The organism is Chroococcus sp. FPU101, assembly GCF_017312365.1.
Taxonomy (GTDB): Bacteria; Cyanobacteriota; Cyanobacteriia; order Cyanobacteriales; family Microcystaceae; genus Chroococcus.
Window position 1 is genome coordinate 1 of the sequence record NZ_BLJI01000004.1, and the last position, 26,895, is coordinate 26,895.

28 protein-coding genes are annotated in these 26,895 nt (G+C 38.1%); 16 read left to right on the forward strand and 12 right to left on the reverse strand.

The genetic code is table 11. The annotated features are described in order from the left end of the window. The first annotated feature begins 89 nt into the window (after positions 1-89). On the forward strand, positions 90-665 hold the full coding sequence (locus CFPU101_RS05855) for a CHRD domain-containing protein (protein ID WP_206814623.1): 576 nt from the start codon (positions 90-92) through the stop codon (positions 663-665). A 177-nt stretch (positions 666-842) separates the two neighbouring features. Next, the gene (locus CFPU101_RS05860) at positions 843-1,169 is read left to right on the forward strand and encodes a hypothetical protein (protein WP_206814403.1); all 327 of its coding nucleotides are present in this window, start codon (positions 843-845) and stop codon (positions 1,167-1,169) included. Between the two features lie 19 nt (positions 1,170-1,188). Here CFPU101_RS05860 and CFPU101_RS05865 read toward each other — a convergent pair whose 3' ends face one another. Further along, positions 1,189-1,992 carry a TPM domain-containing protein gene (locus CFPU101_RS05865; protein ID WP_206814404.1) on the reverse strand — a complete coding sequence of 268 codons (804 nt, stop codon included), beginning with the start codon at positions 1,990-1,992 and terminating at the stop codon, positions 1,189-1,191. A 215-nt stretch (positions 1,993-2,207) separates the two neighbouring features. Next, the gene (locus CFPU101_RS05870; protein WP_206814405.1) at positions 2,208-2,840 is read right to left on the reverse strand and encodes a PEP-CTERM sorting domain-containing protein; all 633 of its coding nucleotides are present in this window, start codon (positions 2,838-2,840) and stop codon (positions 2,208-2,210) included. A 404-nt stretch (positions 2,841-3,244) separates the two neighbouring features. Between CFPU101_RS05870 and crtA the strand changes: the two genes are divergently transcribed. The 3 genes from crtA to CFPU101_RS05885 are packed head-to-tail and all read left to right on the forward strand — an operon-like array spanning position 3,245 to position 5,500. Continuing rightward, on the forward strand, positions 3,245-4,096 hold the full coding sequence (gene crtA, locus CFPU101_RS05875) for a cyanoexosortase A (RefSeq protein ID WP_206814406.1): 852 nt from the start codon (positions 3,245-3,247) through the stop codon (positions 4,094-4,096). Continuing rightward, positions 4,093-4,779: a cyanoexosortase A system-associated protein gene (locus CFPU101_RS05880; RefSeq protein ID WP_206814407.1), complete on the forward strand. Its 687-nt coding sequence runs from the start codon at positions 4,093-4,095 to the stop codon at positions 4,777-4,779. The genes crtA and CFPU101_RS05880 overlap by 4 nt, the downstream gene beginning before the upstream one ends. A gap of 55 nt (positions 4,780-4,834) precedes the next feature. Continuing rightward, entirely contained in the window at positions 4,835-5,500 is a 666-nt protein-coding gene (locus CFPU101_RS05885; protein WP_206814408.1) for a PspA/IM30 family protein, read from the forward strand. 183 nt (positions 5,501-5,683) lie between these two features. On the opposite strand, the gene dnaA is transcribed toward CFPU101_RS05885, so the two are convergent. Continuing rightward, a complete protein-coding gene (gene dnaA, locus CFPU101_RS05890) occupies positions 5,684-7,042 on the reverse strand; it encodes a chromosomal replication initiator protein DnaA (protein WP_206814409.1) in 1,359 nt (452 codons plus the stop codon). A gap of 367 nt (positions 7,043-7,409) precedes the next feature. Between dnaA and CFPU101_RS05895 the strand changes: the two genes are divergently transcribed. The 5 genes from CFPU101_RS05895 to CFPU101_RS05915 all read left to right on the forward strand — a co-directional run bounded on the left by CFPU101_RS05895 (position 7,410) and on the right by CFPU101_RS05915 (position 10,875). After that, the gene (locus tag CFPU101_RS05895; RefSeq protein ID WP_206814410.1) at positions 7,410-7,883 is read left to right on the forward strand and encodes a hypothetical protein; all 474 of its coding nucleotides are present in this window, start codon (positions 7,410-7,412) and stop codon (positions 7,881-7,883) included. Between the two features lie 802 nt (positions 7,884-8,685). Further along, on the forward strand, positions 8,686-9,399 hold the full coding sequence (locus CFPU101_RS05900) for a hypothetical protein (protein WP_206814411.1): 714 nt from the start codon (positions 8,686-8,688) through the stop codon (positions 9,397-9,399). Between the two features lie 93 nt (positions 9,400-9,492). Next, positions 9,493-9,942, forward strand: a complete 450-nt coding sequence (gene cynS, locus CFPU101_RS05905; RefSeq protein WP_206814412.1) for a cyanase — start codon at positions 9,493-9,495, stop codon at positions 9,940-9,942. Between the two features lie 125 nt (positions 9,943-10,067). Continuing rightward, the gene (locus CFPU101_RS05910) at positions 10,068-10,373 is read left to right on the forward strand and encodes a type II toxin-antitoxin system HigB family toxin (protein ID WP_206814413.1); all 306 of its coding nucleotides are present in this window, start codon (positions 10,068-10,070) and stop codon (positions 10,371-10,373) included. A 100-nt stretch (positions 10,374-10,473) separates the two neighbouring features. Continuing rightward, positions 10,474-10,875 (forward strand): type II toxin-antitoxin system HigA family antitoxin, encoded by a 402-nt coding sequence (locus CFPU101_RS05915; RefSeq protein ID WP_206814414.1) that lies wholly within the window; start codon positions 10,474-10,476, stop codon positions 10,873-10,875. On the opposite strand, the gene CFPU101_RS05920 is transcribed toward CFPU101_RS05915, so the two are convergent. From CFPU101_RS05920 to grxC, 3 genes are read right to left on the reverse strand one after another with little or no spacing between them, the layout of a single operon-like run. Further along, positions 10,872-11,177 carry a DUF2499 domain-containing protein gene (locus CFPU101_RS05920; RefSeq protein WP_206814624.1) on the reverse strand — a complete coding sequence of 102 codons (306 nt, stop codon included), beginning with the start codon at positions 11,175-11,177 and terminating at the stop codon, positions 10,872-10,874. The genes CFPU101_RS05915 and CFPU101_RS05920 overlap by 4 nt on opposite strands. Next, complete coding sequence (gshB, locus tag CFPU101_RS05925) at positions 11,174-12,133, reverse strand: glutathione synthase (RefSeq protein WP_206814415.1); 960 nt, start codon at positions 12,131-12,133, stop codon at positions 11,174-11,176. The genes CFPU101_RS05920 and gshB overlap by 4 nt, the downstream gene beginning before the upstream one ends. Positions 12,134-12,147: 14 nt before the next feature. After that, positions 12,148-12,405 (reverse strand): glutaredoxin 3, encoded by a 258-nt coding sequence (gene grxC, locus CFPU101_RS05930; RefSeq protein WP_206814416.1) that lies wholly within the window; start codon positions 12,403-12,405, stop codon positions 12,148-12,150. A gap of 47 nt (positions 12,406-12,452) precedes the next feature. Here grxC and CFPU101_RS05935 point away from each other — a divergent pair, with 47 nt between their 5' ends. From CFPU101_RS05935 to CFPU101_RS05945, 3 genes are all read left to right on the forward strand, one after another. Then, complete coding sequence (locus tag CFPU101_RS05935; RefSeq protein WP_206814417.1) at positions 12,453-13,253, forward strand: PD-(D/E)XK nuclease family protein; 801 nt, start codon at positions 12,453-12,455, stop codon at positions 13,251-13,253. A 30-nt stretch (positions 13,254-13,283) separates the two neighbouring features. Continuing rightward, entirely contained in the window at positions 13,284-14,495 is a 1,212-nt protein-coding gene (locus CFPU101_RS05940) for a diadenylate cyclase (RefSeq protein WP_242577794.1), read from the forward strand. Between the two features lie 249 nt (positions 14,496-14,744). Beyond that, entirely contained in the window at positions 14,745-15,020 is a 276-nt protein-coding gene (locus CFPU101_RS05945) for a hypothetical protein (protein WP_206814418.1), read from the forward strand. 108 nt (positions 15,021-15,128) lie between these two features. Here the strand turns inward: CFPU101_RS05945 and cruG are convergent, their stop codons facing one another. From cruG to CFPU101_RS05975, 6 genes are all read right to left on the reverse strand, one after another. After that, entirely contained in the window at positions 15,129-16,307 is a 1,179-nt protein-coding gene (cruG, locus tag CFPU101_RS05950) for a 2'-O-glycosyltransferase CruG (RefSeq protein WP_206814419.1), read from the reverse strand. A gap of 72 nt (positions 16,308-16,379) precedes the next feature. Beyond that, complete coding sequence (secA, locus tag CFPU101_RS05955) at positions 16,380-19,196, reverse strand: preprotein translocase subunit SecA (RefSeq protein WP_206814420.1); 2,817 nt, start codon at positions 19,194-19,196, stop codon at positions 16,380-16,382. Between the two features lie 148 nt (positions 19,197-19,344). Next, on the reverse strand, positions 19,345-20,727 hold the full coding sequence (locus CFPU101_RS05960; protein ID WP_206814421.1) for a sulfatase: 1,383 nt from the start codon (positions 20,725-20,727) through the stop codon (positions 19,345-19,347). Between the two features lie 26 nt (positions 20,728-20,753). Then, the gene (locus CFPU101_RS05965; RefSeq protein ID WP_206814422.1) at positions 20,754-22,067 is read right to left on the reverse strand and encodes a 2-succinylbenzoate--CoA ligase; all 1,314 of its coding nucleotides are present in this window, start codon (positions 22,065-22,067) and stop codon (positions 20,754-20,756) included. Beyond that, a complete protein-coding gene (locus CFPU101_RS05970; protein ID WP_374191935.1) occupies positions 22,064-22,987 on the reverse strand; it encodes an o-succinylbenzoate synthase in 924 nt (307 codons plus the stop codon). The genes CFPU101_RS05965 and CFPU101_RS05970 overlap by 4 nt, the downstream gene beginning before the upstream one ends. 19 nt (positions 22,988-23,006) lie before the next feature. Next, positions 23,007-24,293, reverse strand: a complete 1,287-nt coding sequence (locus CFPU101_RS05975; RefSeq protein ID WP_206814424.1) for an ankyrin repeat domain-containing protein — start codon at positions 24,291-24,293, stop codon at positions 23,007-23,009. Positions 24,294-24,407: 114 nt separating this feature from the next. Between CFPU101_RS05975 and lepB the strand changes: the two genes are divergently transcribed. From lepB to larB, 3 genes are all read left to right on the forward strand, one after another. Next, entirely contained in the window at positions 24,408-25,541 is a 1,134-nt protein-coding gene (gene lepB, locus CFPU101_RS05980; protein ID WP_242577795.1) for a signal peptidase I, read from the forward strand. Between the two features lie 105 nt (positions 25,542-25,646). Beyond that, positions 25,647-25,970: a DUF4164 domain-containing protein gene (locus CFPU101_RS05985; RefSeq protein WP_206814425.1), complete on the forward strand. Its 324-nt coding sequence runs from the start codon at positions 25,647-25,649 to the stop codon at positions 25,968-25,970. A gap of 125 nt (positions 25,971-26,095) precedes the next feature. After that, complete coding sequence (gene larB, locus CFPU101_RS05990) at positions 26,096-26,875, forward strand: nickel pincer cofactor biosynthesis protein LarB (protein WP_206814426.1); 780 nt, start codon at positions 26,096-26,098, stop codon at positions 26,873-26,875. Positions 26,876-26,895: the final 20 nt, after the last annotated feature.

Below are 26,895 nucleotides of genomic sequence, written 5' to 3' on the forward strand. Positions count from 1 at the left end.
AATGAATTGGTATTAAATAAATCCATTATGCTGGGACACCCGTAAAAGTTATGTTGGCGTTATAAGTTTATACCAACAAAAAGAATGATATGAGACAACTTTGGACAATCCCTATTTTAGGTGCGGTTTTGACTTCAGTGGTTGCGATCGCACCAGCACCCGCCACTGCTGCTACTTTTTTTCAGTCTAATTTAACAGGCTCTCAGGAAGTTCCGCCAGTGACGACAACTGGAAATGGCTTTGCAACTCTTGAGCTTACTGGTGGCCCAGGTAGCTGGGTTCTCGACTATGAAGTGACTTACTCAGATTTATCAAGTCCTATAGCCTCGCCCTATGTTCACATTCATAATGCTCCCTTCGGTTCTAATGGCCCTATTATTCATCATGTTGATGGTGCTGAAGATCCTCCAATTGCAGGTAGTACTTCTGGAACATTTACTGGAGATTGGCGATTTGATGATCCTAGTGACCCTCTCACTAATGCCTTAGCTCAACAGTTGCAGAACGGTAATCTTTACTTTAACATTCACACAGCAGGTATTCCGAGTGGTGAAATTCGGGGTCAGATTACAGCCGTTCCTGAACCAGAAAACCTGATGGGATTGGCCTTAGTGGGTAGTGCAGCTTTTCTCCTAAGACGGCGTAAGACCAGCCACTCAGCGTGATTCACTCACTTTAGTCTTTGTCCTTTATTACCTCGATTCTAGAAGCCAAGTTGCTGTCACATAGCAAATGTTAAAAGGTTACTTGGCTCTAGTTTTCTATGTGGCTGTGTCTGTCTTGGTACAAGTTTTAAAAACATATTGTCTAAACACATTGTATTGTAGATCTAGGAATTTTTTATGGCGCGTCGAGAATCTACATTTCGTAAACATCACCGTAAATTAGCGGTTATTGTATCTTTTCCTTTGATGATGATGGCTATAACTGGGCTGATTTCACCAGCATTAGAAGCGTTGAATTATCAGGGTGCAGCCGAATTAGTCCGTCAAATTCATAGTGGTAAGATTATTTTGGGTTCAGCATACTTAATCTATACAGGGCTAACTGCTTTAGGATTGCTGTGGCTATTATTTACAGGGTTAAATATGCTGAGGTTGTTCGGTTCAAATGCCAAGCTTAAGCAGCAGACAGCCGAGCAACTGAGTGTAGGTAATCGGAGAAAATGATACTTACACTCAACTTGTTTTAAGTTTTAGAGGGAGTCGGTTGATTAAAATATGGCGTTAGAAAAGCAACTAAGGCACCAAGTCCAAACCCGCCGATATTACGCACCAATGGTAACCATTCTGAGGTACGGGTCACAACTGGCCCAATTCCGAAAGCAATAAACAGGATAAACCAAAGAGGCGACATGATTAAAGCCCATTGCCACGCGAAAATTTGACCAGGTTTGCGCGGGATACCTGCAAAACCAAAAACTAATCCACCAACAATTGATGTTACTAGGGTTAAAATCCACTGTTCTCTCGGTAAACCAGGAACAACGTTACAGCCACCTTGAACTAAACAGGATTTGACTGTATCTAATGCTTGGGAAATGGCTTTATTTTCACCATTGTCTCTAACAAAATACATATTGCCGAAACGGGCTTGCATTTCGATCCAAAATGTGCGGGGTAGTAATTCATATACAGCATCGCCAATGCTAAAGGCAAGTAGGTTGCCCCCTCTGCCATCTGCTACTAAAAGAATGCTTTTATCGTCTAATCCCCAAAAATTAATGACAGCACGTCCAGGGCTACGATCATATTGGGTTAATACTCTCAATTTCCAGCCTGTTTCGCTTTCAAAGTTTTCAATATCCTTAACGAGTGCGTCTTGTTGCTGTTTAGGCAAATAATTCGCTAAATCTACTACTGGGGTTACTTCTTCGGGCAATAGCTCTGGATTATTCACCGCCCTTGCTTCTGACGGGCTAATCATCCAAGACGATAGGGTAAGCAGACATATTATAAAAGATATAAAAATTCGCTTCCAACGATGCTGCATAGTATTCTGCTCTATAAAACTAAGAATTATGTCAAACGGTATCAGTTTCGTTACACTTATTTACTTTATTTTAAGGTTACACGACAGTCTTGGCTAATACATCAGAAAAATTTATATATGACATCATCAAGCAACGGAGTACAGTATGGTTTTAATTGATTACGGAGATAAAAAAAGCAGGTTACTCACCTGCTGCTAAGAATTGAGTTAAAGATTTAGATATCTTTGTTTTGAGCTTTCGCTAACCGTTTCTTGAAAAATGCACCAAAACCAGCCGCAGCACCTACACCAAGCATTGTTAGAGGTTCGGGAACGGCTGCACTAGGTTCAACATAGAATAAGGAAGCGTGGGATAAATTTTGAGGCCTACCTGAATTATTAGTAGAAGTTCCATTTGTATTCCAGTCTCCCAAGAGAGAGTTAGCACCTGTAATAGAACTAAAATAGTAATAGCTACGACCCTGACCAGCTTTTAGTGCTAATACAACTGGCCCAGTATAAGATGTATTACTAAATCCCCATTGACCACTGGTTGAACCCGTAGTGGGGGTAATACTAAAGCCTAAAAAGTTAGCTCCATTCTCAACGGAACCAGGTGTATTAATTTTTCTATCATATATCCAGTCCGTAATTCCAGCAAAAAGACCACCACTATCATTTAAAAAACTAGTTTCTTGGGTTGGATTAAGGTTTCCACTAAAAGCCCCTTGACAAGAATTATAAGCAGCACCATTATAAGTTACTGAGCCAGCCGAACACGCCAGAGCATTAGCATCAGTAGCGGAAAAAGTAATCATCCCCGCCGCTAAAACGGAAGAACCTACTAAAACAGAAAAACGATTTGTCATTTTTATAAACCCACTATTTGTATTATTAGTTAATCTTGATAAACAGGATTAACTTAAAATCTTTGTTAGATCTAGATTGAGTGTTGTAAGATCCGCTCATATTCATCATATAGGGTTGATGTTTTAGATGAGGTTTTCCTTATGTATAACTTCGTGTATAACTTGTGTATAACTTTAGAGAAAAAGATAGTTTTTATTAAAAATTTATAAAATCTTTAATAGTTCCTGCTTGAGCTTTATCTATTCTCAATAAATGAGGTTTAACTGAAATTATAACTATTAAGATTATTGATGAGAGTAAGTTTCATAATCTGCTAGTATATTCTCAATTAGAAAACATTAAAATATTTTCAGGTTGCAATAAGGTCTATCAAGCTGATCTAAAGAACGCATTTTTAATAACTATGGAATGGACTCGATATTTACAAAAGCCGACTTATTGGCTACTTGCCTTGGGGGTGGCACTTGCGACACTCCATCTGACGATTCTTGATCGCGCTGGTGAACCTAACTTGATGAGCTTAAGTATACTGCTTTGGCTTGCGATCGGATCTCTACTTTGGGACAAACGTCATAATCTACACTTAGAAAGTGATCTTGTTTCTACTTTGGTCGGTTTTTCTTTAATTATGCTAATTTTGTGTAGAGGACTAGCACCAACGGGTTATCATCTCAAGATTTCGCCTTTTGTTTCAGGTTTTGGTCTTGCGTTGATGGCATCTGGTGTCAAACGATTATTAGATTATTGGAAAGAGTTATTGATTTTAGGCTTATTAGTTCTCTATTCTCCATTAGCTAATGTTTTACAAGCCATTAATTTACCTTTAATTACTGCAAAAGCTTCTACCTTTCTGCTTTGGCTTACTGGATTTAAAGTTTATCGTGAAGGTGTTTTTATCAATTTACCTACAGGAAAAGTCGAAGTTTATGGAGCTTGTTCGGGAATTGATAGTATTCTTTTAATGTTATGTATTGCAGTTTTATTCTTTTTACTCATACCAATTAAAACGATTCAAAGAATAGTATGTATTGGATTAGCTATATTTTTAGGCTTTATTGTTAATGCTGCTAGAGTATCTTTGATGGCTATTTTAGTTGCATCAAGAGATATGGAAGCTTTTGACTATTGGCACGGTAAAGATGGTAGTTTAATCTTTTCAGTGATCGGTGTCGCGCTGTTTGGACTCTTTTGCTGGTTAGCTTATGTTCGTAATATGGCTAATTTAGCAGATTCTACAAAAGAAGAAGTAAGATGATGACTTTAAAAATCAATAAATGGGATAGTTTTAGAATTGCTTTAATCGCTGTGGCAATTAGTGGAGTTGCAGTTGTTTTAGGTAATGAGTTTCTATCTAATAAAAATGAGCAAAAAACAGCAATTAGCGTAAATTTCCCTGAAACAATACCGATCGCTAATTGGCAACCAGTGTCATCATCTGCTAAGAAGGCTAAAAATGAAGATCAATCCGATCCAGGTCAACTGTATCAATATCAGAATGGTCAAGAAAAACTAAAAATTGAGGCATGGTATCAACTATACACCGATAGTAATGCCAGTAGACTTTTAATGGTGTATGAAGGAATACCACCTGCAACCATCCTACCAAAAACGAAATATATTAAAGACATTGGTCATTATTATCTTTTTGATTATCAAGATCAAGCTTATTTAAGTGCTTGTCTGCCACCAAAAGGAGCAACCAGCGTTACCCAACAGCAATACGTCAATAACCGTTATCGCTATGGCTGGAGTATTCCAAGAAGCTTTTTTTGGCTAATTGGACAACAAGATTTATTTGAGAGTCGTTGTTTGTGGACAGTTATATCGATGCCTGTGGATAGTTATGCGAGTGCGGATGCGACAGATAAAGCCTTTGAGAAACTAGAAAAAGCTTGGTTTTCTTGGTTTGACTGGTGGCAAAAGAATCCTTTTCCGTAAACCCAAAAAAATTGTTATAACTAGAAAACAGAGAATTTGTTCAAGGTAGACGGTTATGAGTTTATTAGATCGGATGGGACAAGCCATTCGCTCCCAAATTAATAGCTTGATCCGAGAAAACGAAGATCCAGAAAAGATCCTCGAAGAAACTGTCGCAGCAATGGAACAAGAATTAATACGGATGCGACAAGGACTGGCTGAAGCGATCGCCACTCAGAAACGTACCGAACGTCAATACAGCCAATATCAAAAAGCGGCTCAAACTTGGCACGATCGCGCTCAAATGGCGTTAGATAATAATAATGAAGTTTTAGCTAAAGAGGCATTGATCAAATGGAATCAATATCAAACCAGTGCGTCTCCTTATAAAAATCAACTAGGACAACAGCGAGAAATCATTAACCGTTTAAAAAAAGAATTATTAAGCATAGAACAGCAATATATTGAAGCGAAAACCAAAAAAAGTTTATATATGGCAAGATTGCGTACAGCATCGGCTTCTGTGAAAATGCAGGAATTATCAGGTAATCTCAATTCTAAAAATATTTTTGAACGAGTGGAAACAAAACTTATTGAATTAGAAGCGCAAGTAGAGATCTCAGAAGCTTACTCAGATCCCCTAGAACGGAAATTTATATCCTTAGAGGATGGGAATGGTGTAGAAGCCGAGCTTGCTAAAATGAAATCTTTTCAATCAAATCATTCTTCTCAAGAATCATAGTTACAGCATCGATCAGCCTGTGGAAAACTTGTGGAAAACTTTAGTGATTTTTCATAGCTTGTTCATGGTCAAAACCTTAAATAAGTAAGCATTTGACCCACCTAGAGATTAACTAAATTTTTGAATCAACCTTGGGGAAAAATCAATTTTTTCTATCATGTTAATCAATAGGTTATCAATAGATTAATTTTTTACCATCGACTGTTTGATGCGATCATTGAGTTGATTTAGAGTCTGCCTTAGATGAAAATCTTGTTGTTGAAGTTGATTAATTTTGTCACAACTATACATTACTGTGGTGTGATCCTTGCCGCCAAATTCTTCACCAATACGCGGTAAACTCAGATCGGTATGTTGTCGCATCAAATACATTCCCACTTGTCTAGCTAAACTAATTTCTCGACGACGTGAGTTCCCCTTGAGATCTTCAACTGACACTTTAAACACTTCAGAAACAAGATTAATAATAACTTCTGGAGAGGTTACCACGCGATCAACGGGAGGGTTTAAGACAGGTGCGAGGTTTTCGACTGTCATGGGTAGTCCTGAAATTGAAATATAAGTAATCGCCCGCAATAATGCCCCTTCGAGTTCTCGTATATTAGAGGTATAATTGGTCGCTAGATATTCAATCACATTACGCGGTAATCGCATATTTTCGTATTCCGCTTTTTTTTGTAAGATGGCGATGCGTGTTTCTAAGTCGGGTACTTGAATATCTGCAATTAAACCCATCGAAAAGCGCGAAATCAGCCTATCTTGTAAGCTAGGAATATATTTCGGTGGACGATCTGAGGCTATAACGACCTGTTTTCCTGCTTCGTGTAGCGTGTTAAAAGTGTGAAAAAATTCTTCTTGAGTGTATTCTTTTCCTTCAATAAACTGAATATCATCAACAAGGAGTACATCTGCTGTACGATAATGCTCACGAAACTTGTCTAGACTATCTTGACGAATGGCGGCTATTAAATCGTTGGTAAATTGTTCGGTCGAAACATAAAAGATTTTAGCGTTGATTTGACATTCTAATCGATAGTGTGCGATCGCTTGCATCAGATGAGTTTTCCCCAAACCTACACCCCCACAGAGAAACAAGGGATTAAAATCACGACCTGGGGACTCTGCCACCGCTAAAGATGCCGCGTGTGCCATCCGATTCGTAGGCCCGACTACAAAACGAGAAAAGGTGTATCTTGGATTAAGCTTCGATTGTTTGGGATGATCGGTGTTATCAGTCGGCGAAACCACTGAATTGAGGTCAATTGGCTCATATTCTTCTAAAATCACCATATTTTCCCCAGTAGTTAAATAAATTTCAATGGGATAGCCTAAAATGTCTTGTACCGTTTCAGCAATGATTTTGACATAATTTTTTTGTAAATGATTCAGAATAAAGGGATTAGCCGCCTCAATAACTAAACAGTGATCCTGCCAGTCTTTGAGTTTTGCCGTTTGAATCCATGTTTCAAACGTAGGACGACTTAACTGAGACTGAAGGCGTTCAAGTACTTGATTCCAAAAAGTTTGAGAAGAAATAGACACAGTTATATAAGGCAAAAAACAATACGATCAAGGCGGGTCATTACATTATATCCATGACTTCAGAAAGTGAAAAAGACACGGCTCTAAAAACGATCGATTAATCTTGAAAAATTTAACTTTTTTTAAGAGTTTTTTTTGCCACTTTGAGCTAGTGATTTTTCAACTAGATATTATCTAGTAATTGCATTACATTTTTCTTGTTACAAAATTGAAATATCCGATCGCTATTATTTAAGATTTGTTTTACAAGCAATTCCAGTCTACTATAGACTAGACTTTGTTTTTTAGACCCAACTGTAGGATGTTCGGGGATCAAAAGACAAGCTAAGATAAACTTAAATTACACGGAAAAAGGAGACAATTCTCTATGAAGCTCAAAATTGTTTCAATCTTGACAGCTATCCTCGTTTTATTCAATCTTTTTGTCGTTGGTACGGCTCAAGCTCAAACGTTGGCTCAGGTTGCGGTTGATAAACCTGATTTCACCACACTATCACCTGAAGAAAAAACTGATTTCTTCTCGAAGATTAAAAATATGTTTAAACCTTCTCCAGATGAAATCGCTGACAAAATCAAAATGAAAGATAAATTTAAGCCTTCTCCAGATGAAATTTCAGAGAAAATTAAAACTGGAATGAAGATGAAAGAAAAATTCAAACCTGCAACAACCGATCTCTCAGAAGCGGCTGAGGGAGCAAAAGCAAAACTTTCTCCAGATGAAATCGCTGACAAAATTAAAACAGGGATGAAAATGAAAGATAAATATAAACCGACTGCTGATGATATTGCTGAAAAAATTAAAGCAAGTATCAAAGAAAAAGCGGAAGCAGTAGCGGAATAATTATTGAGTTTCAAAGGATTGAGTTAGACGGTCTTGTTAGTTAATAAGACCGTTTTTTAGTAAAGATGCCAGACAAGACATCCTAGACACAGTTTAGGCAATAACGTTATTCTCACTCAATTGAGCCGATAATACGTTTTCTAAAGTTGCCAACGTTTGATAATAGACTTCTTGCAAAAGTCAGTGATTCTTGTGCTTCACTTAAAAGATTATTAAAACTTAATGGGAATAAATTGATTTGATTATCAGACATGATTTATTACCTCTTTTTAACCAAATTATTTGACCAATTACATAGAAAATTGGCTGTTGAATGACGTGTAAAACGCTGACTCCAAAACTGATGAAGCTGCTCTATACTGATCTGATAAGGGTTATTTAAGAACAATCATATGCTTCTCATTACTTGCTAGTTCAAGTAGATAAGAGCGAATTAGGCTAGGATTCAATGCAAAATTTATCCTATAATTTATACAGTTTTAACAAGAATTATGGACATTGCTACATAGATGATCAGTTTTTACAAAAATACAATAATATTGCGTTTTACAATTATCTAAAAAAATGAAATTTTATATATTTTTTAGTTCATGAAAATAGAATTTATATAAAAATTAAAGATTTATTGATATAATTAATTAAATTTTATAAAAAATAAATAATTGTGCTGATTCTACTTTTTTCTCTAAGTAGTAATTTTGTATTAGTTTAGTTTCCCTTAATTTCTATGTTGTTTGGGACTGACATGAACAGAGGAAAAAATTACTCTGAAAGTATAGAGAGTTTAGTCAAGGAAGACACAATGTTAAACATCAACAATAAAAAAACCGCTACTGCACTTACCTTATTACTCAGTACGCTAACAATTACGCCCATCCTACCGATAGAACCCGTTGCCGCTAAACCTGTACAAGCACAACGTAATAACTATTATCAACAAGCAATTGTCCCTTCTGGAACATCCATTCCAGTTCAATATGAAGACGGCAAAAGAATTTTGATGTCTAAAGACGAAACCATCCCATTAACCCTCGAAGTAGCCAGAGATATTCGCTCTCGTAATGGCAGAGTCGTTATTCCTGCTGGTAGCCAAATCTCAGGACAATTACAACCCGCAGGTCGTGGCGCACGCTTTGTCGCTAAAAAGCTTATTCTCAATAATGGTGATGAAATCTCACTGAATGCCACCTCAAATGTCATTACGCGCACTGAAACCATCAAAAAAGGCGCGAACCCTAAAGAAATTTTAGGTGGAACCGTTGCGGGTGCAGGTGCGGCGGCTGTTATTGCAGGACTAACAGGCGATCGTAATATCAACGCTCTAGAAGTGATTGCAGGTGCCGCTATTGGGACAATTGCGGGATGGGCCTTACCCGAAACAGGTGTTATCGGTGGCGGTTCTCGTGATCTGATTTCCATCGAGCCTGATCGAGACCTAACCCTGACACTAAGATCTGATTTATCTGTCGGTCGTAATGATTATCGTAACGACGATCGCAATGGCTATCGATATTAGGGTAAATAGATGCGCTTCTATAGCGCGTCTGTTCCCAAAAAACGGTTTTGACGGTAAATTATAGAGAAATATCGCGCTTTGAGGTTTTAGCTCATGTCACTTCCCGAAATTCCCGCTATTACAGAAAAACTGTTAGCCGCAAAAAAAGCTAAAGGATTAAGTTTTGCTGATTTAGAAAAAAAGGTAGGACGCGATGAAGTGTGGTTAGCTGCTGTATTTTACCGTCAAGCCAGTGCTAGTGAAGAAGAAGCGAGCAAAATCGTTACAGCATTAGGTTTAGATGCTTCTGTAGTCGCAGAATTAACCAGTTATCCCTCGAAAGGTTTGGGCGATGTTGTTCCGACTGATCCTTTAATTTACCGCTTTTATGAAATTATGCAGGTCTACGGAATGCCAATTAAAGAAATCATTCACGAAAAATTTGGTGATGGGATCATGAGTGCGATCGATTTCACACTTGATATCGAAAAAGAGGAAGACCCTAAAGGCGATCGGGTTAAGGTAATTATGAATGGAAAGTTTTTATCCTATAAAAAGTGGTAAAGGACTACACGCTCGACTTGACAATTAACTTCGCAATTTGCTAACTTAAAGAAGTGGGATTCATAGCCATTAACTAAAGGAGGTATAAATATGACTATTCATTTTCATAAAAGGATTAATAATTTATGCACATTATTTCAAAATCCGCCTTGAATAAATTTTGGAAAATTCATCCAGAGTCACAAGCTGGATTACGATACTGGTACAAACTATCTAGCCAACATAAGTGGAAAAATTTTGAAGACGTTCGTCAGGTTTTCCCGTCGGCTGATCAAGTCGGTAACTTCATCATTTTCAATATTTGTGGAAACAATTACAGATTGATTACTCTTATTGATTTTCACAATGGAAAAGTTTTTATCAGAAAGGCATTAACCCACGCTGAATATGATAAAGATAATTGGAAAAAAGATGAATGGTACGATAAATAATATTAAATTTTGCAAAAATATAAATTTTATAAAAATTACTTAAAATTTTATTTGATCTACCTCCTTTAGTTTTTATTTTTTAATAATGGTAACTTAATTTATGATTACTGACAGATACCTTGAATTACTTCATCACTTTCCACCACGTCCCATTGATTCTGATGAAAAATTAGAAGCAATGCAAAAAGTTGTTAATTCTTTACTGGATAAACCAGAATTAACTTTAGAAGAACGAGACTATCTTAATGTCTTAGGTACCTTAATTTATGAATATGAACAAACTCAAGAACCAATACCTGATATTTATGGTGTTGAACTTTTGAAAGTATTATTAGAAGAACGAAACCTACGACAAAAAGATCTTGTTTCAATTTTTAAAACTGAATCAATTATTTCAGATATTCTAAATGGAAAACGGGAATTAACGGCTAGACATATTCAAGAGTTAGCAGAATTTTTTAATTTATCTCCTGCTGTATTTTTTCCTACCATATCAACTTAAACACTTTTTTGACGAGACGATCGCCAAATCCACCAGCCCGCCGCACACATGGTACAATTTCCCACGACGGTCATCGCAGCTTGAACTGTAACCAACCAGGATAAACTAAGAGCATTGTCGAAAAAATGCCAGGTACAAGCACACATGGCACTCACCAACGCGGGTAACATTCCATAGGATAAAGTCCGCCAAGTGCGATCGCCTGTCACCTCTCCATAAGTCCAGATCAACCAGATAGCTGCCATCCATTCGATGACACTAGAAACATGAACCATCCAAGTCGGAATTGAGAGTGCATTCATCGTTTCTCGATCCATTCCATCACTTGTTTACCCAAATTTACCCCATTTAAACGATCAATTTCTCTGACTCCAGTAGGACTTGTGACATTCACTTCAGTCAGATAACCACCAATGACATCTAAACCGACAAAATATAAACCATCTTGTTTTAATTTTGGGGCAACTACTTGACAAATTTCTCGTTCTCTGTCTGTAATTTCAACTTTGGCGACACGTCCACCCACTGCCATATTACCGCGAAATTCTTTACCTGTTGGAATCCGATTTACTGCCCCAATAGGTTCGCCATCTAACACTATAATCCGTTTATCGCCGTCTTTGGCAGCACTTAAATAGGATTGGATCATGACGGGTTCTTGTCCCCATTTGGTGCTAATTTCGACTAAAGAATTAAAATTACGATCGCTTGGGTCTAAAAATAAAATGCCTTCTCCTGCTTTTCCCCCCAATGGTTTCATCACTGCTGCTTGTTGTTCATCAAGGAATTTGCGGATAATGGCTTTTTCTTGAGTGACGATCGTTTCTGGCATCACCGAAGTAAACTGAAGGGTATACATTTTCTCATTGGCTTCTCTTAAACCTTGAGGAGAATTCAGAACTAAAGTAGAAGCAGGATTAATCAAATCTAAAATATAGGTGGCATAGAGATAAGGAATGTTGACGGGTGGATCTTTTCGCATCCAAACCACATCCATTTCATCAAGACAGGTCAAAACCTCTTCACCCAAAGTATACCAATTCGGAACCGCTATCCAATGATCGCTATTCTTAGTAACAGGGGTTAAGTAAACGGGTTTAAGAGTTGCCCACGCTTTTCCAGCAATCACACTAAGATTTTGTATTTGCGTGATCCAGACTTCATGACCCATTGCTTGGGCTGATTCCATCAACGCTACACTGGTATCATGTCCTGGATCTAACTTGGCGATCGGATCGATAATAAATGCTAGTTTCATGACTAAATTACTGTTTAAGCTAAAAGCGGATCTAATTCACCTTGTCGATCTAAAGCATATAGATCATCACAACCACCGATATGTTGATCATCGATAAAAATTTGGGGAACACTTTTACGTCCATTTGCTCTTTTTGCCATCAAAGCGCGGGCTTTTTCATCTCCATCGATCGCATATTCGGTATACTCTACCCCTTTTTTATTCAATAAGGCTTTAGCCCGAATACAAAAAGGACAGGAACTCCATGTATAAATTTCAATGTTAGTCGCCATTGTTTTTCCCAAGCGAATGTTAAGTTCTATTTACAATTCTAAACGATATGGAAATCTCATCACCCTCAGAAAACGCTAAATTTCCTTTAATTCGTCTTTCTCAAGCACAGCTTAACCTTTTAGAAGTTTGTCCACCGCAATTTCAGCGTATTTATCTTGAACAACTTAGCACACCAACGAGTCCAGAACAGCAAGAAAAACTAATTTGGGGTAGTCAGTTTCACTTGTTGATGCAGCAACGAGAATTAGGGTTACCGATCGAAGAACTTCTGAGCGATGATGATCAATTAAACCATTCTCTGAAGGCACTTTTGCAAGCCGCCCCCGAACTGCAACTGAATCATCATTGGCGGGCGGCGGAGCATTGCCGTACACTTGAGATGCAAGGTTATCTGTTTACGGTTATTTATGATCTACTGATTGCTGATTCAACACACGCTCAGATTTTGGACTGGAAAACTTATTTACAGCCAGAAAAACCAAATAAACTGGCGAAAAACTGGCAAACACGGCTTTATCTGTATGTACTCGCTGAAACGTCTTCTTATTTACCTGAACAGATCTCAATGACTTACTGGTTTGTTAAGTTGCCCAAAGAACCGCAAAAGATTACTTTTAATTACGATCGCCAACAACATGAACAAACTCAACGAGATTTAATCCGTCTGTTGACTCAACTGGATCAATGGTTTAAAAATTACTTAGAACACGAAGTATTTTTCCCTCATCGTTCTGACTGTCTAGAAAAATGTCCTTATGCTGACTCTTTTGAGCGTTTAGAGTATGGAGATGATCCGAGTAAAATGTTGTCTATTGATGAGATTGAAGAGATTAACCCGTTTGTTTAAGTTACATTAAAAAGAAGGTAGCGTATATTGATGGCTCAAATGTCTTTCCTCAAAGATGAACTCGAACAGAATGGGATTGCTAGTTTTATTCCAGAAATTATTGAACACGAAGCTGTTTTAGCTGAACTCGAATATGCGTTGCGTCCAGTGGTTCATGAAGGCAAAATTCAACCCTATGGATTTATTGTTTGTAGTTGTACAGATTCATTAATTTATCGTAAATTTGCTCATCAAACGGGGTTTGAACTCAATATTGCCCGTCGGATCGCTGATGGTTGTCATAGTTTTCTCATTTTTACGGAAGGAGAATTTAAGGGTGTTTTTCCTTTAGCTGAAAGTGCCGATGATGAATATTCTCTCGTTCAGTTACAACAATCCTCTAAAGCGGTGATTTGTATTACAGATAATACAGGAACGACAAAAATCTTCTGTGATGAAGGGGTTTTTATTCATCAATATCGTCAATGGCAGCATAAACCCTCAATTAAACAGGCGTTGAGTAATATTCGTCGTTGTGTTTCTCCCATTGATTGCGAGATTTTGGATAGTATTTTAGGATTTTGTTTCTATGAACTTAGTCCGAATAAAATTGGGGCTACCTTGGTTTGGTGTTTAAAAAGTCTTCCTGCTAAAGAGATGGAACGCTTTTTACCGAGTACGATGCCGCAGGCACGCTACGCGCCCGCTCGCAATCTCCAGAAACGAATTACACTAGATATGCGGGATGATGTGAATCGGGCGATCCTCCGTCATATGTTGACTTATGCAGATGGGGCGGTGTTTCTTGATGCTGAGGGTCTAGTCATTGGGGGCGGCGCACATCTAAAATATTCAGAAGATAGCCGACGTTTGATTAATGCCTATCGGGGAACTCGGCATACTTCAGCAAAACGATTTTCTTATGATTTTCCCGAAACCCTATTGTTTGTGGTTTCTAGCGATGGTTTAGTGACGGTTTTCTCAGATGGTATGAATTTGGTTAATCTCAAAACCTATGCAGTCGATAGCGTGATTACTGATTTTTCCCTCCCGATCGAATCTAGGGAAAATGCCACCAGTTTTTATGTAAAAGAAAAATTAATTGAATGCAGTAATTGCAAAAAAGCATTCAAAATTCAAACAATGAGTTGGGCTGAGTCGGAAGAACACAAGATTTCTTGTCCAGTTTGTAACCATTTTCTGTACTCAACTAAATGTTATGTGATGAGTGTCTACATTGTTAAAAATTTGTTGCCGCAATAATTTGGATAGAACGATGAGTCAAAAAAATACTACTTCTACTCAGAGGGCTAGAAAAAGTCATGAAAAATACTCATTAAAATAATGGTTTAATTAGCATTCAGCTTAAAAATTATGGGAATTTGTGATCAAATCACACCGTTTTTTTTTAAAATCGGTAGAATTATGGTAGCAGAAGCATCTATCTTAATAACTGCTAAAACAATAGTTTACTAGGGAAGATAATTAATTACTTTGAACTCCGACAACACCATGATTGAACCATCTACCAATATCCTCGATGAAGTCCAACTTCCTCGTGAAGAGCGCGTTATTCAGCTACAAAATCTCATTGAAACCCTTCGGATCGCGGAGGAAATTGCTGGCAAAGGCTATTTAATCAGTAGCTCTGAACTAGCTGATCTTATGGATATCAATGCTAGTGCTGTCACCAGTCGCGGTGACCATTGGTCTTGGCGTAACTGGGTTGTCTCACGAGTTAGACGTGAAGGAAATCAAATTCTTTGGCAACTTGAACGTATTGATTAATGCAAGCTGAAAGTTAAAAAAGGGTTAAGTGAAGTCATCAGCATGACAACTTGTCATTAGTTAATTGTGACTAACCCTTAAACTTTCTGTGTTTGTTTTATTTATGAATTAATATTCCCTGCCACGCCAAGAAGTCGGTTTTTGTAGTGTAGATAACACAATTCTAAGAACTGCTAAAGGATCGGCTAATGGCGATAACCAAAATAACCACGAACTTGCTTGTTTCGTCTGATCTCGGTAATAAGATGGAGTGATCGCAAATAATAAACCGAACCGAATCAATAGTAGCAATAGATTTAAGCCTAAAGCAATAATTAGTGTAAGAAAATGATAGCCTTGAAGAAAAAATAGAACTAAAGCGATCGCTAAAAATAGAGGTAATCCTTGAGTCAATAACAATAATGCTAGATCACCCGCCATTTGTGCAGAAGTGGCTGCATCTTTAAGATCAAGCGATCGTCCCCATTCTTTCCATGTTTCCTGTAGTCCTTCATACATTCGCACCCGTAGGACTTTTGCCCCATCCATAAACCCGACTTTGTACCCAGAACACGCAGCATAACGGGCTAATGTCACATCATCACAAAACGATTTTGCTGCACATTGATAGCCCCCTAACGCTTCTAAAACCGCTCGACGAATCAGAAAACATTGACCATTGGCCATAACTCTTTCGGGTACATGATCTCTAACACCTGCTGAGTCAAAACGATACAGGAGGGTCATTAGTAAAGCAGGTTGTAGCCACCATTCGCCAGGGTATTTAAGGATAAATTGGGGTGAGAGGGATAACAGATCATAACCTTCTTCTATTGCGGTTTTAACGATACTAGCCACTAAACCCCGTTGCGGTTGGGTATCAGCATCAATTCCTAAGATCCACTCACTCTGAGGAGAACTCATCAGAAAACCATTATGCAACGCCCAGGGACGACCCACCCAATTAGCGGGTAAAGGATCATCGGTCTTTAGGCGAAAACGTGGATCAAGGGCGGCGATATCTTTGACTTTTTCTCTAGTGCCATCGCTGGACTGACTATCGACTACTAATATCTCGCGCACTTCATAACCTTGTTGACTCAAACCCAATAAGCAGGGATCGATTCGTTCTACTTCATTTAAAGTAGGTACAATTATACTCACTTTTCCTAAAAGATCGCCTGTCGTTTGAAGCGGTAGTAGGGGAGGACGACGACTCGGCCCTTTAAGCAAGCGAGACAACAAAATGAGAGTAGCGGGAATTTGAAAGAATAAAAGTCCTAGACAAAATACGGCAACAAAGGTCATGGTTATTTTTATTTAAGATACATGAACCTTATTATGTCATTGGGGGCATTTCCACCCCCAACAACATTTATATTAGACGGTCTGAGGTTGGGCTTGCTGTTGCATTTGGAATAGAGAATAAACGACATTGCGACGAATATCGATCATCATTTCCAAGAACATTTCATAACCTTCTTGTTTGTATTCAATGAGTGGATCTTTTTGACCATAACTCCGTAAACCAACAGACTCCCGTAAGGCTTCCATCGCTTGAAGATGTTCGCGCCACCGTGCGTCAATTTGTTGCAAGATAAAGTATCGTTCAGCATCACGCATCAAACCGGGGCGGGTTTGATCAACTTGCTGTTCTTTAATTTCATAGGCTTTTCTGACTTCTTCATGAAGATAGTTTTTCATCTCAATAACGGTCATCTCTTCGAGTTCTTTGGGATCAAAATCAGGAAGCAGATAGACAAATTCTTTGGATTTTTTGATTAGACCTTCGAGGTTCCATTCTTCGGCGGGTAGTTCTGGATCGACGTAATAATCTATAATCTCATCCATCGTTTTTTCGGCATATTGTAGAACCTGTTCTCTAAGATCAAGTCCTTCTAAGACGCGACGACGTTCGGCATAGATGGCACGACGTTGATTATTCATCACTTCGTCATACTCAAATACCTGTTTTCTGGAATCATAATAAAAGGTTTCGACTTTCTTTTGTGCGCCTTCTAGAGAACGGGTTAACATTCCAGACTCAATGGGCATATCTTCCTCGACGCGGAAAGCATTCATCAATCCCTCAACGCGATCGCCACCAAAGATCCGCAATAGGTTATCTTGTAGACTGAGGAAAAAGCGGGTAGAACCGGGGTCGCCTTGTCGTCCTGCGCGTCCTCTTAGCTGGTTATCGATGCGTCGTGACTCGTGGCGTTCAGTTCCGATGACATGGAGTCCACCTCTGGAGACGACTTCATCATGTTCGGTGGTGGTAAAGTTTTCGTATTCGGAACGGATGAGTTTATAGACTTTCCGTAGTTCTTGAATTACGGGATCATCAATGGGAGCTTTTTCCGATGCGATCGCTATTTTCTCTTCGACTTCGAGTTCGCTTATGCTTTGTTCGCCATATTGGTCAATCGAGTACTGTACCGCATTTTTGAGAGCTTTTTCCGTTTCTTTAGAAAGTTCGGTAGGAAAAATTTCAGGCGAAGCTTTCCAAGTTTTCTTTTTCTTCTTGCCGTTACTATTGCCAAAACCTTCGGGGCGGTTGCGTCCATTATTTACCGCAGCCACACTGTACATCAGTTCATCATCATCGGGTCGAACTAATCTCGGCATTAAATATTCCCGAATTTTCAGACGCGCCATATAGTCGGCGTTTCCACCCAGGATAATATCGGTTCCACGTCCTGCCATGTTAGTAGCAATGGTTACCGCGCCTTTTCGTCCTGCTTGGGCGACAATTTCTGATTCCCGTTCTACGTTTTCGGGGCGGGCGTTTAAGAGGTTATGGGGGATTTTACGTTCAGCGAGTAAAGAGGAAAGTAATTCTGATTTTTCGACGCTGGTGGTACCGACTAGAATGGGACGACCGATGTTATGAAGTTCTTCGCATTCGTTGGCGATCGCTTTCCACTTGGCGGCCTCATTTTTGTAGACGACATCGGCGAGGTCATCGCGTTTAGAAGTGCGGTTTGTCGGAACGATGGTTACTTGTAGGTTATAAACTTTTTCGAGTTCTGTTTCTTCAGTTTTCGCGGTTCCTGTCATCCCTGCGAGTTTGGGATACAGTAAAAAGAAGTTTTGATAAGTGATCGTGGCAAGGGTTTGAGTTTCTTGTTGAATTTCTACGCCTTCTTTAGCTTCGATGGCTTGGTGAAGTCCATCACTCCAACGTCTGCCTATCATCACCCGTCCAGTGAACTCATCGACGATAACAACTTCTCCATTGCGAACGATGTAGTTAACGTCTTTAAGGAATAATTCTTTGGCTTTAACGGCATTTAGAATATAATGCGCCCAAGGGTTTTCTTGATCATACAGATCATCAACACCTAGAAGTTGTTCTGCTTTTTTATAGCCTTCATCGGTCATCAAGATGTTTCGGGCTTTTTCATCAACTTCGTAGTCACCTGGCCCGTCTTCTTCTTGTTGTTTAACTAATTCCCAGGCAATTTGGGCCGCTTCGTAATATTTCTCAATAGGACGGTCTACCGCACCAGAGATAATTAAGGGGGTTCTTGCTTCGTCAATGAGAATGGAGTCTACTTCGTCAATTACACAATAGTTAAAAGGACGTTGAACGACTTCACCCATCGTAGTCGCCATGTTATCCCGCAGATAGTCGAATCCTAATTCGCTGTTGGTGGTATAGGTGATATCACAACCATAGTTTTTTTTGCGTTCTTCAGGGGACATTCCCTGTTGAATGAGTCCAACACTTAAACCTAAAAAACGGTGAACTTGTCCCATCCATTCCGCGTCTCTACGGGCTAGATAGTCGTTAACGGTGACGACATGAACGCCTCTACCCGTTACTCCGTTTAGATATGAGGGAAGAGTCGCAACAAGGGTTTTTCCTTCCCCTGTTTTCATTTCGGCAATTTGTCCTTTATGGAGAACGATCCCGCCTAATAGTTGTACATCAAAGTGGCGCATTCCTAATACTCGAATTCCAGCCTCTCGGACGACGGCAAAGGCTTCGGGTAAAATATCATCTAATACGTCTGCTCGTTCTTGATCACTGCGAGTTTTTTCGATAATTTGTCTAAATTCTGCTGTTTTCCGTTTTAAGTCATCATCAGACAGCTTTTTGATGTCTTCTTCGAGGAGATTGATGTCTGTGACGAGTGGTTGAAATTTTTTAATTTTACGAGCGTTTGGATCTCCCAGTAAGGCTTTAAACATAGCAGTTTTTTATCTTTTAGGTACGGGTGGCTGGCTTGATTCGGTTTATTGATGTGTTTTTATTAAAAATTCTATCATTTTTCGGTTAATGATTGTATGGTTTTGGTCTTAGTGAGGGCTGGAAAACCAATACTTTAGTAATTAATGCTTAAACTAAACTTTTTGAAAATTGGTTAACAGCTTGTCTAAACTCTTGTAGTTTGTCTTGATATTGGGGAAGATGGGCTAAATTATTTTCTTCTAATGGATCTTGTTTTAAATTAAAGAGCATCTCGTAATTTTGATTGGGAATGAGATAACTTAAATATTTATAGTCTGCGGTGCGAATACCTTCAGTTTTTGGAATTTTAGGAATATTGAGCAGATGTTCATAAAACCAGATATCTCTAAGCGATTCGGTTTTTTCTTGTATGAGTGGAACAAGGCTTTTTCCTTGCATTGACTCAGAGAGATCAATCCCTGCTAAATTAAGGATAGTTGGGGCGATATCAATATTCAAGGTCATGGCTGGAATCAATTGTTTATATGGATTCCCAGGTGAACGAATAATTAAAGGAGTGCGAATTGATTCTTCATAGCCAAACCATTTATCAGATAGTCCTCGTTCTCCTAGGAAAAAGCCGTTATCTGAGGTAAAAATAATATAAGTTTGATCATAGACATTAAGTTGTTTTAATTTCTCAACGATTTGTCTAACTGAATCATCGACACCTGTAATAAGTCGATAGTATTGTTTAATTGACTCTTCAAATTCAGGTTGATTAAATCTACCTTGCCAACGGATTCGACCTTCAGATTCTTGTAAAAATAACGGAAGATTTTTAAAATTAGCTGCTGTATTAGTTGAAATCTCAGCAATTGTTACATCTTGATAAAGATTAGCAAACTTTGGATCGATTTGAAACGGTTCGGGACTATTATCTTGTGCATGAGGTGCTTTATAGCTAAGCGATAAACAAAAGGGTTTTGTACCTGAATATTGATTGAAGTAATCTAAGGCTTGATTAGTTAATAATTGGGTTGAGTGGATTTTTTGCCCTGGTTCAAAATAATAACCTTGTCCTTCAAAACCTTTCCAATAATCAAATTCTGTTACAGCTAATTCTCCACCAAGTCCCCATTTACCAATAAAAGCAGTTTCATAGCCAGCAGAACGCAATAAATAAGGATACGATAAACGAAATTGTTCTGGAGTTAAAGCAGTATCAAAATCCCAAATTTTATGTCTTCTTGCATAGTCTCCAGTAAAAATACTAGCGCGACTACTCGGACAAATTGATGTGGTAACAAAATGATTTAAAAATAAGGTTCCATCGTAGGCTAAAGCGTCCAGATTTGGCGTTTGAATGACTCGATTTCCCGCTACTCCTAAACAGTCCCATCGCATATCATCTGTTACTAAAATCACAAAATTAGGTCGTTTATTATTTTCTGTTGCAGCACTAAAATACTTATTTGTCAAGCTTCCTGCAATTCCTAAAGTAGCCCCAAAAATGGTACCTTGTACAAACTTTCTTCTAGCGATTTTCATATTTAGCTCCTAATTACTCCAGCCTTTTATTTTAAAAAAGAATTGACTAACTTTTGGATTTGTTCTTGACTAATTTTTCCTTGTAAATTACGAGGAATCTGTGTGACTTTAATCCAGTGTTTCGGATGTTTGTATTTACTGATTCGATGCTCAAGTTCTATTTTAAGCATTTCTTCTACTCTATCTGATCTGTTAGAAACATACAAAGCTACAATAATTTGACCCCATTGTAAATCGGAAATACCAATGACTGCCACATCTTGTACAAGTTGAGTTGATAAAATAGCTTCTTCGACTTCTTTGGGATAAACATTTTCACCCCCAGTAATTATCTTTTGGCTATCTCGTCCTAAAATAAATAAATTATTTTTATCATCTAAATATCCCACGTCATCAGTAATAAGCTCTTTTTGCGGATGAAAATTTGGATAATAACCTAAAAACATGGATTTGGATTCAATAATAATATTATCTTCAGGACTAATTTTCAGATTAGCATGAGGTAATACTTGACCGTTACTGTTGTTTCCTTGTAAAAATTCTTCTGGTTTTAAAGCAACAACTTGTGAGGCTGTTTCTGTCATGCCATAAGTTAAAGCTAAATTAAATTTTTCTTGTCTAGCTTGTTCTAAAAGTGATCTCCAAGCGGGCGCACCACCCAATAAAATAGTAGAAAATTCCTTTAACCAATTTGCATAATTTTCTAATAAAAATTGTAGTTGAGTAGGCACAAGTGAAATAAAAAAATCTGGTAGCTCATATTTAGGTAAAATACCTTGCTTAATCTGGCGATAAAAGACAAATAAAAACTGTCCTTCAGTAAACCAAGAACGTAAAAACTGCATTAATCCACTAACATGATAAAGAGGGAGAATACAACAAGAATTAACTTGATTAACTGCAAAATATTCCTGAAAACCTCTAACAGAAGCTTCTAGGGTTTCCCATGTGTGAATTACAAATTTAATTTGACCTGATGTACCACCAGTCGGAATCATAATCTTATTTAATAAATTAGATTTATCAGCAATATTTTTAGGAATATTTTTCGGAGATACACCAACAACAAGATCAGGTGATACTAATTGATAGACTTGTTGCCATTCTTGTTCCTTCCAGTCTGGATTACATAAAAATAGAGAACTTTCTGAAGCAACAGCCGCGACAAAAGCAGTTAAAAAAAGATATGAATTTGATTCGGCTAAAAAAATAGTTGGTTGATGGTATTGATTAAATTGATGATAAAAAATGAGTGTATCTCGATAAAAATCTAAACTATTCCAATTCACTAACCAGTTAGTTTGACTTTTTTGTTTTAAGACTTCTAAAATTTCTTTCATTCAATAAACCAGTGATTTAAACCAAAACCAACAGCGCGAGTACAATTCGATAATTCTGCGGCTAATTGTATCGCTTTTTGTCGTCCGATATCCGTTTCAAAAACCGATGAAAAAACAGAATCTACTGAATAGTCTTTCAAAAACTGACGAAGTTGTAAAATAGAACCAACTATAGCAGGTTTAATCACAAAAATACTACGCCAGCCTTGATGATAACAGTCTTTTAATTGTTGAATGGTGGCTACCGATTCATCTAAGGCTAAAGGTGTAGAATAAGCTTGACTCAACTGTAACATTGTTTTAAACTGTTCGGGTGGTAAAGGTTGTTCTAAAAATTCTACTATTTTAGTTTGATCAGTAACAGATAACCAAATTTTAGCCTCATCTAAATTTAATCCACCATTGGCATCTAGACGTAATTTTATATTGCTTGGTAACGCTTGACATAATTGATTAAAAAGTGGAACTTCTTCAGTAATCGATTTTACTCCGATTTTCCATTTAAAAGTTATATCTGTTTGAACTTCTCTAGCTTGTTGATAGATTTCGTGCCACTGAGTTAAAGATTTTTCTCCTGTTGGTAGTAAGTAACTATAATGAATGAATTTAGAGAGAGACGGAGGAAATAATAGATTTTCCAATGCTGTCTCAAAGCCAAATTGACAAGCGGGTAAATGAGTCGGAATATGATAAATCGTTTCTTGAGTAATGGTTTGTCCCAACTGTTGACAAAAGTCTAATGCTTGTTGGTGAGATTCTGAACCAAACCAAGATAAGGTAGCTATTTCACCTACCCTTTTTTTTCCTTCATTGTTGGTTAAATTAATAATAATTCCTTCTCGAATTTCCCATTTTCCATGATGGGTTAATAAAGGTTGACGGAATTTTTTTTGATAGGGAGAAAAAGTAAATTGATACACCATCTACCAAACCCCTATCTTATTCTCTTGCCCCTGCTTTTTGGAGTAAACTAACAATCTCATGCTGTTGTTGAAGTTGAGCTAAAATAAGAGCAGTCAAACCACCCGGATTACGATCATCTAAACTAATATTGGCGGATTGTAAGAGAAGTTGTACAGCTTCTAGACTACCGCGATAACTTGCCCACATGATAGCGGTTCCTCCATTTTTATCTTTTTGGTTGATGTCGGCACCTGCACTTAATAAATATTGAATTAATACCACGTTATTTAATTCGGCTGCTTTCATCAAAACCGTTTTACCATCTAAATAAAATTGGTTGGGATTAGCCCCACTATCAAGTAAAATTTTGACAATGTTTAAATGTTCTTGAGCAATAGCTAAAGTTAAGGGTGTTTCTCTTTGATTTTCTACATTTGGATTGGCTTGATATTTTAAAAGTTCTTTAACAATTTCCTCATAACCTTGTAATGCTGAAATAATCAGAGGTGTATCGCCTAATTGATTGCGTTGTGTTGCTTTAATACCTGCTTGTAATAAAATTTGAACAATTGCTAAATGTCCTTCGATGGTTGCTAAATGTAATGCAGTTTCTCCCTCATGATTTTGGTGATGGATATTCACCCCTGATGCTAATAAAAGTCTGACTGCTTCGGTATGTCCTTCAGTCGCAGCAATCAGTAAAGCGGTGTCCCCTGTTGTTGTAGCATGATTAACATCTGAACCTGCTTTGAGTAGAGAAGAAATCAGATCAAAATTTCCTTTTTCGGCAGCTAGGGTTAAAGCCGTTTCATCATCAGGGTAAAGTTGATGAATATTGATTCCTGTTTGAATTAATTGAATTGCGATTCCAATATAATTTTGTTGAATTGCTAAACTTAAAGCCGTATCCCCGTCGTTATCTTGTAAATTAACATCCGCGCCCGCATCAAGGAGGCGTTGTACGATATCTGTATAACCTTTATAGACGGCAATCATTAACGCGGGACTACCGTCACTATTAACTTGATTAACATCCGCACCTGCTTGAATTAAAGCGTCTAAAATAGCAAGATGATTTCCAGATGCCGCTAACATTAATGCGCTAACACCTTGGGGTTGTTTTTGGTGGTTGACATTTGCGCCAGATTGTAGCAGCAATTCGACAATCTTGAGATCACCCCGTTGCACCGCATAGATCAAGGCTGTTGTATGATGAGGATCAGTTGTATTAACATTAACCCCTTCTTTTAGAATAGTTTCAACCTGTTGAATATTCTCTTTACGAACCGCTTGAATTAAATTAAGTTCTTGTTGCGCCACCATATCAACTACCACCGAAATGAGTAAGTCACTATCTCCAGATTAGAGGTTTTAGGACACCGATGTTTAAGGAATTTACCTGTGATTGAAATCACAGCTATTTAGGATTAAAAGACTATGATGGTACTACCTTCACCCATCATAAGGCTTGCAGTCAGCGTGAGAACCATTTCTTCTTTATCCAATTCGACACAAACTCATACAAAAGATCCTTGGTTAGCCGTCAATCTGTCGATGTTTTTCCCTGGTTTGGGTCAATTCTATGGAGAAAAATGGCTCAAAGGAATGATTTGGGTGATTAGCCAAATATCATGTCTTATTGCTGCAATTTGGTCATTTTTAAGCGCGAATGGCCAAACAACAACAGGATTAATTCTGCTTGGCATCACGATTATTATTTATTTAGCTAATATTTTAGATGCTCATCGGACGGTTTATCTCGCTAAAAACGACAAAAGCTTAGAAAAAATTCCAAGAAAACACAAAAATCCTTGGTTTGCTGTTAGTGTCTCTCGCGTTTTACCTGGTTTGGGTCAATTGTATGGCAATTACTCAATTTTGGGACTGATTTTTTTAACCGCTTCGATTATTTTTCTCAAAATCGATGATCTTTACCCCAGTTTATTAATTGTATCGCCAACTTTAGCCGCGATCGCAACTTATCACGCCTATCTTGCTTTCCCTAATAAATCTTCATTTCGTTCCCTCGAATATCGGTCTATCGTTGCGGTGATGGTGGGAATTATTTTTGCTTGGGGACTGGTTTGGAATTATTTACCCAATTGGGTTGACCAACGTTGGCAACTGTTTAATATTCCCAGTGAATCGATGCAACCGACTTTACAAATTGGGGATTTTGTGCTAATCGAAAAAACATCTGACTATGAACCGAAACCAGGGGATGTCGTCGTATTTAGAACCCCTGATATTGTTAAGGAAATCAGTTCAGATGCGGGAGATTATTTTATTAAGCGTATTATTGGTCAACCAAGTGATCAAGTACAAATTAAGAATGGAATCGTTTCTATTAACAATGCACCCCTGACGGAACCCTACATCGCACAACCACCCGATTATCAATGGGGGCCAGAAATCGTACCCAGTCAGTCCTATTTTGTTCTAGGCGATAACCGTAATGCAAGTGTCGATTCTCATGTTTGGGGATTTTTACCAAAAGAGCATTTAGTGGGGCGAGCATACAAAATTTCTTGGCCGTTGGGTCGGGTGCAATCCCTAATTCTCAAGAAATAAGATAGAAATATTTACTTACAAAAAAATAGTATATAGTTACTATTAAGTTACAACCATTATCTAATCTTTCGATAAAATCTTTTGTCTCATAGGAGTTTAGCAAAAATGTCCACAGTTACAGAAGGCGATTTAAAACGATTAGAAGATTTAATCACGGGTCTGGCACAAAGAATAGAGCAAAGGTTTGATGCAGTTGAGTCGCGACTTGACCGACTAGAGACAAAGGTACAGGACTTAGCCATCTCAGTAGTCAAGATTGAATCTAAGGTTGATGGACTAGAAAAGCGTATTGATGACACAATTAAACCCATTGATAGCGTTGATGCGCGTCTCAATACTTTTACAATAGGTTTCTTTAGTATTTTCGGGGTATTCGTTACAGGTGTTCTAACTGTTATCGGTAAGATTGTCTTTTTCCCAAACCCATAACAGTAGTAAAATCAATTAGTACAGTAGACATAAATAGAAAATAGATAGAAGTGTTTATTAGCTCAATACCTCTACTGCTTACAGGGTAAAGATTAGACAGAAAGAGAAAGCATTCTCAAGCAATAATGACACAACCAGAAGCCTTACATAATCTGCTTCAAGCGGTAGCTACAGGACAAATCAACCCTGATGATGCACTTCTTAAACTCAAACATCTAAGTTTTGAACCCGTCGAAGACTTTGCTAAAATTGACCATCATCGTCATCTGAGAACAGGTTTTCCTGAAGTGATTTGGGGCCCAGGTAAAACTCCAGAACAGATTATTTCAATCATCCACAGCTTGCGCCAATCTTCTCCAATTGTAATGGCAACGCGCATCGAATCTGATGTCGCACAACAGTTATTAGAACAGGTTTCGGGTTTAATTTATTATCCGATAGCGCGTATCTGTGCCTTAAAATCATCTGAATTACCCATTAAAGCGGGACTCATTTCGATTCTAACTGCGGGAACAGCCGATATTCCAGTCGCCGAAGAAGCAGCCATTACCGCCGAATTATGTGGGTTTAGGGTACAACGTCTTTGGGATGTGGGAGTAGCAGGTATCCATCGTCTATTGAGTCATCGTGACTTATTAATTGATTCAGATGTATTAATTGTGGTGGCGGGTATGGAGGGTGCTTTACCGAGTGTGGTTGCGGGTATGGTTGAATGTCCTGTAATTGCAGTTCCGACGAGTATCGGTTATGGGGTTAGTTTTGGTGGGGTGGCACCTTTGTTAACGATGCTGAATTCTTGTGCAACAGGTATCGCCGTTGTTAACATTGATAATGGCTTTGGTGCAGCGATGTTAGCGGGTAAAATTCTTCGTACCGCCGCTAAACTGCAAGAAAAAATAAAATAATTTTAGTACACTTGTTCGAT

Bases quoted from the DNA above. Each gene is read 5' to 3' on its own strand.
- CFPU101_RS05915 (WP_206814414.1), top strand. From the start codon at position 10,474: ATGATTACTGACAGATACCTTGAATTACTTCATCACTTTCCACCACGT.
- CFPU101_RS05965 (WP_206814422.1), bottom strand. From the start codon at position 22,067: ATGAAAGAAATTTTAGAAGTCTTAAAACAAAAAAGTCAAACTAACTGG.
- CFPU101_RS05920 (WP_206814624.1), bottom strand. From the start codon at position 11,177: ATGAATGCACTCTCAATTCCGACTTGGATGGTTCATGTTTCTAGTGTC.
- cynS (WP_206814412.1), top strand. From the start codon at position 9,493: ATGTCACTTCCCGAAATTCCCGCTATTACAGAAAAACTGTTAGCCGCA.
- CFPU101_RS05910 (WP_206814413.1), top strand. From the start codon at position 10,068: ATGCACATTATTTCAAAATCCGCCTTGAATAAATTTTGGAAAATTCAT.
- CFPU101_RS05865 (WP_206814404.1), bottom strand. From the start codon at position 1,992: ATGCAGCATCGTTGGAAGCGAATTTTTATATCTTTTATAATATGTCTG.
- cruG (WP_206814419.1), bottom strand. From the start codon at position 16,307: ATGACCTTTGTTGCCGTATTTTGTCTAGGACTTTTATTCTTTCAAATT.
- CFPU101_RS05860 (WP_206814403.1), top strand. From the start codon at position 843: ATGGCGCGTCGAGAATCTACATTTCGTAAACATCACCGTAAATTAGCG.
- CFPU101_RS05870 (WP_206814405.1), bottom strand. From the start codon at position 2,840: ATGACAAATCGTTTTTCTGTTTTAGTAGGTTCTTCCGTTTTAGCGGCG.
- CFPU101_RS05900 (WP_206814411.1), top strand. From the start codon at position 8,686: ATGTTAAACATCAACAATAAAAAAACCGCTACTGCACTTACCTTATTA.
- CFPU101_RS05935 (WP_206814417.1), top strand. From the start codon at position 12,453: ATGGAAATCTCATCACCCTCAGAAAACGCTAAATTTCCTTTAATTCGT.
- lepB (WP_242577795.1), top strand. From the start codon at position 24,408: ATGATGGTACTACCTTCACCCATCATAAGGCTTGCAGTCAGCGTGAGA.
- CFPU101_RS05885 (WP_206814408.1), top strand. From the start codon at position 4,835: ATGAGTTTATTAGATCGGATGGGACAAGCCATTCGCTCCCAAATTAAT.
- CFPU101_RS05985 (WP_206814425.1), top strand. From the start codon at position 25,647: ATGTCCACAGTTACAGAAGGCGATTTAAAACGATTAGAAGATTTAATC.
- crtA (WP_206814406.1), top strand. From the start codon at position 3,245: ATGGAATGGACTCGATATTTACAAAAGCCGACTTATTGGCTACTTGCC.
- CFPU101_RS05880 (WP_206814407.1), top strand. From the start codon at position 4,093: ATGATGACTTTAAAAATCAATAAATGGGATAGTTTTAGAATTGCTTTA.
- grxC (WP_206814416.1), bottom strand. From the start codon at position 12,405: ATGGCGACTAACATTGAAATTTATACATGGAGTTCCTGTCCTTTTTGT.
- CFPU101_RS05940 (WP_242577794.1), top strand. From the start codon at position 13,284: ATGGCTCAAATGTCTTTCCTCAAAGATGAACTCGAACAGAATGGGATT.
- secA (WP_206814420.1), bottom strand. From the start codon at position 19,196: ATGTTTAAAGCCTTACTGGGAGATCCAAACGCTCGTAAAATTAAAAAA.
- CFPU101_RS05945 (WP_206814418.1), top strand. From the start codon at position 14,745: ATGATTGAACCATCTACCAATATCCTCGATGAAGTCCAACTTCCTCGT.
- CFPU101_RS05895 (WP_206814410.1), top strand. From the start codon at position 7,410: ATGAAGCTCAAAATTGTTTCAATCTTGACAGCTATCCTCGTTTTATTC.
- CFPU101_RS05975 (WP_206814424.1), bottom strand. From the start codon at position 24,293: ATGGTGGCGCAACAAGAACTTAATTTAATTCAAGCGGTTCGTAAAGAG.
- gshB (WP_206814415.1), bottom strand. From the start codon at position 12,133: ATGAAACTAGCATTTATTATCGATCCGATCGCCAAGTTAGATCCAGGA.
- larB (WP_206814426.1), top strand. From the start codon at position 26,096: ATGACACAACCAGAAGCCTTACATAATCTGCTTCAAGCGGTAGCTACA.
- CFPU101_RS05960 (WP_206814421.1), bottom strand. From the start codon at position 20,727: ATGAAAATCGCTAGAAGAAAGTTTGTACAAGGTACCATTTTTGGGGCT.
- CFPU101_RS05855 (WP_206814623.1), top strand. From the start codon at position 90: ATGAGACAACTTTGGACAATCCCTATTTTAGGTGCGGTTTTGACTTCA.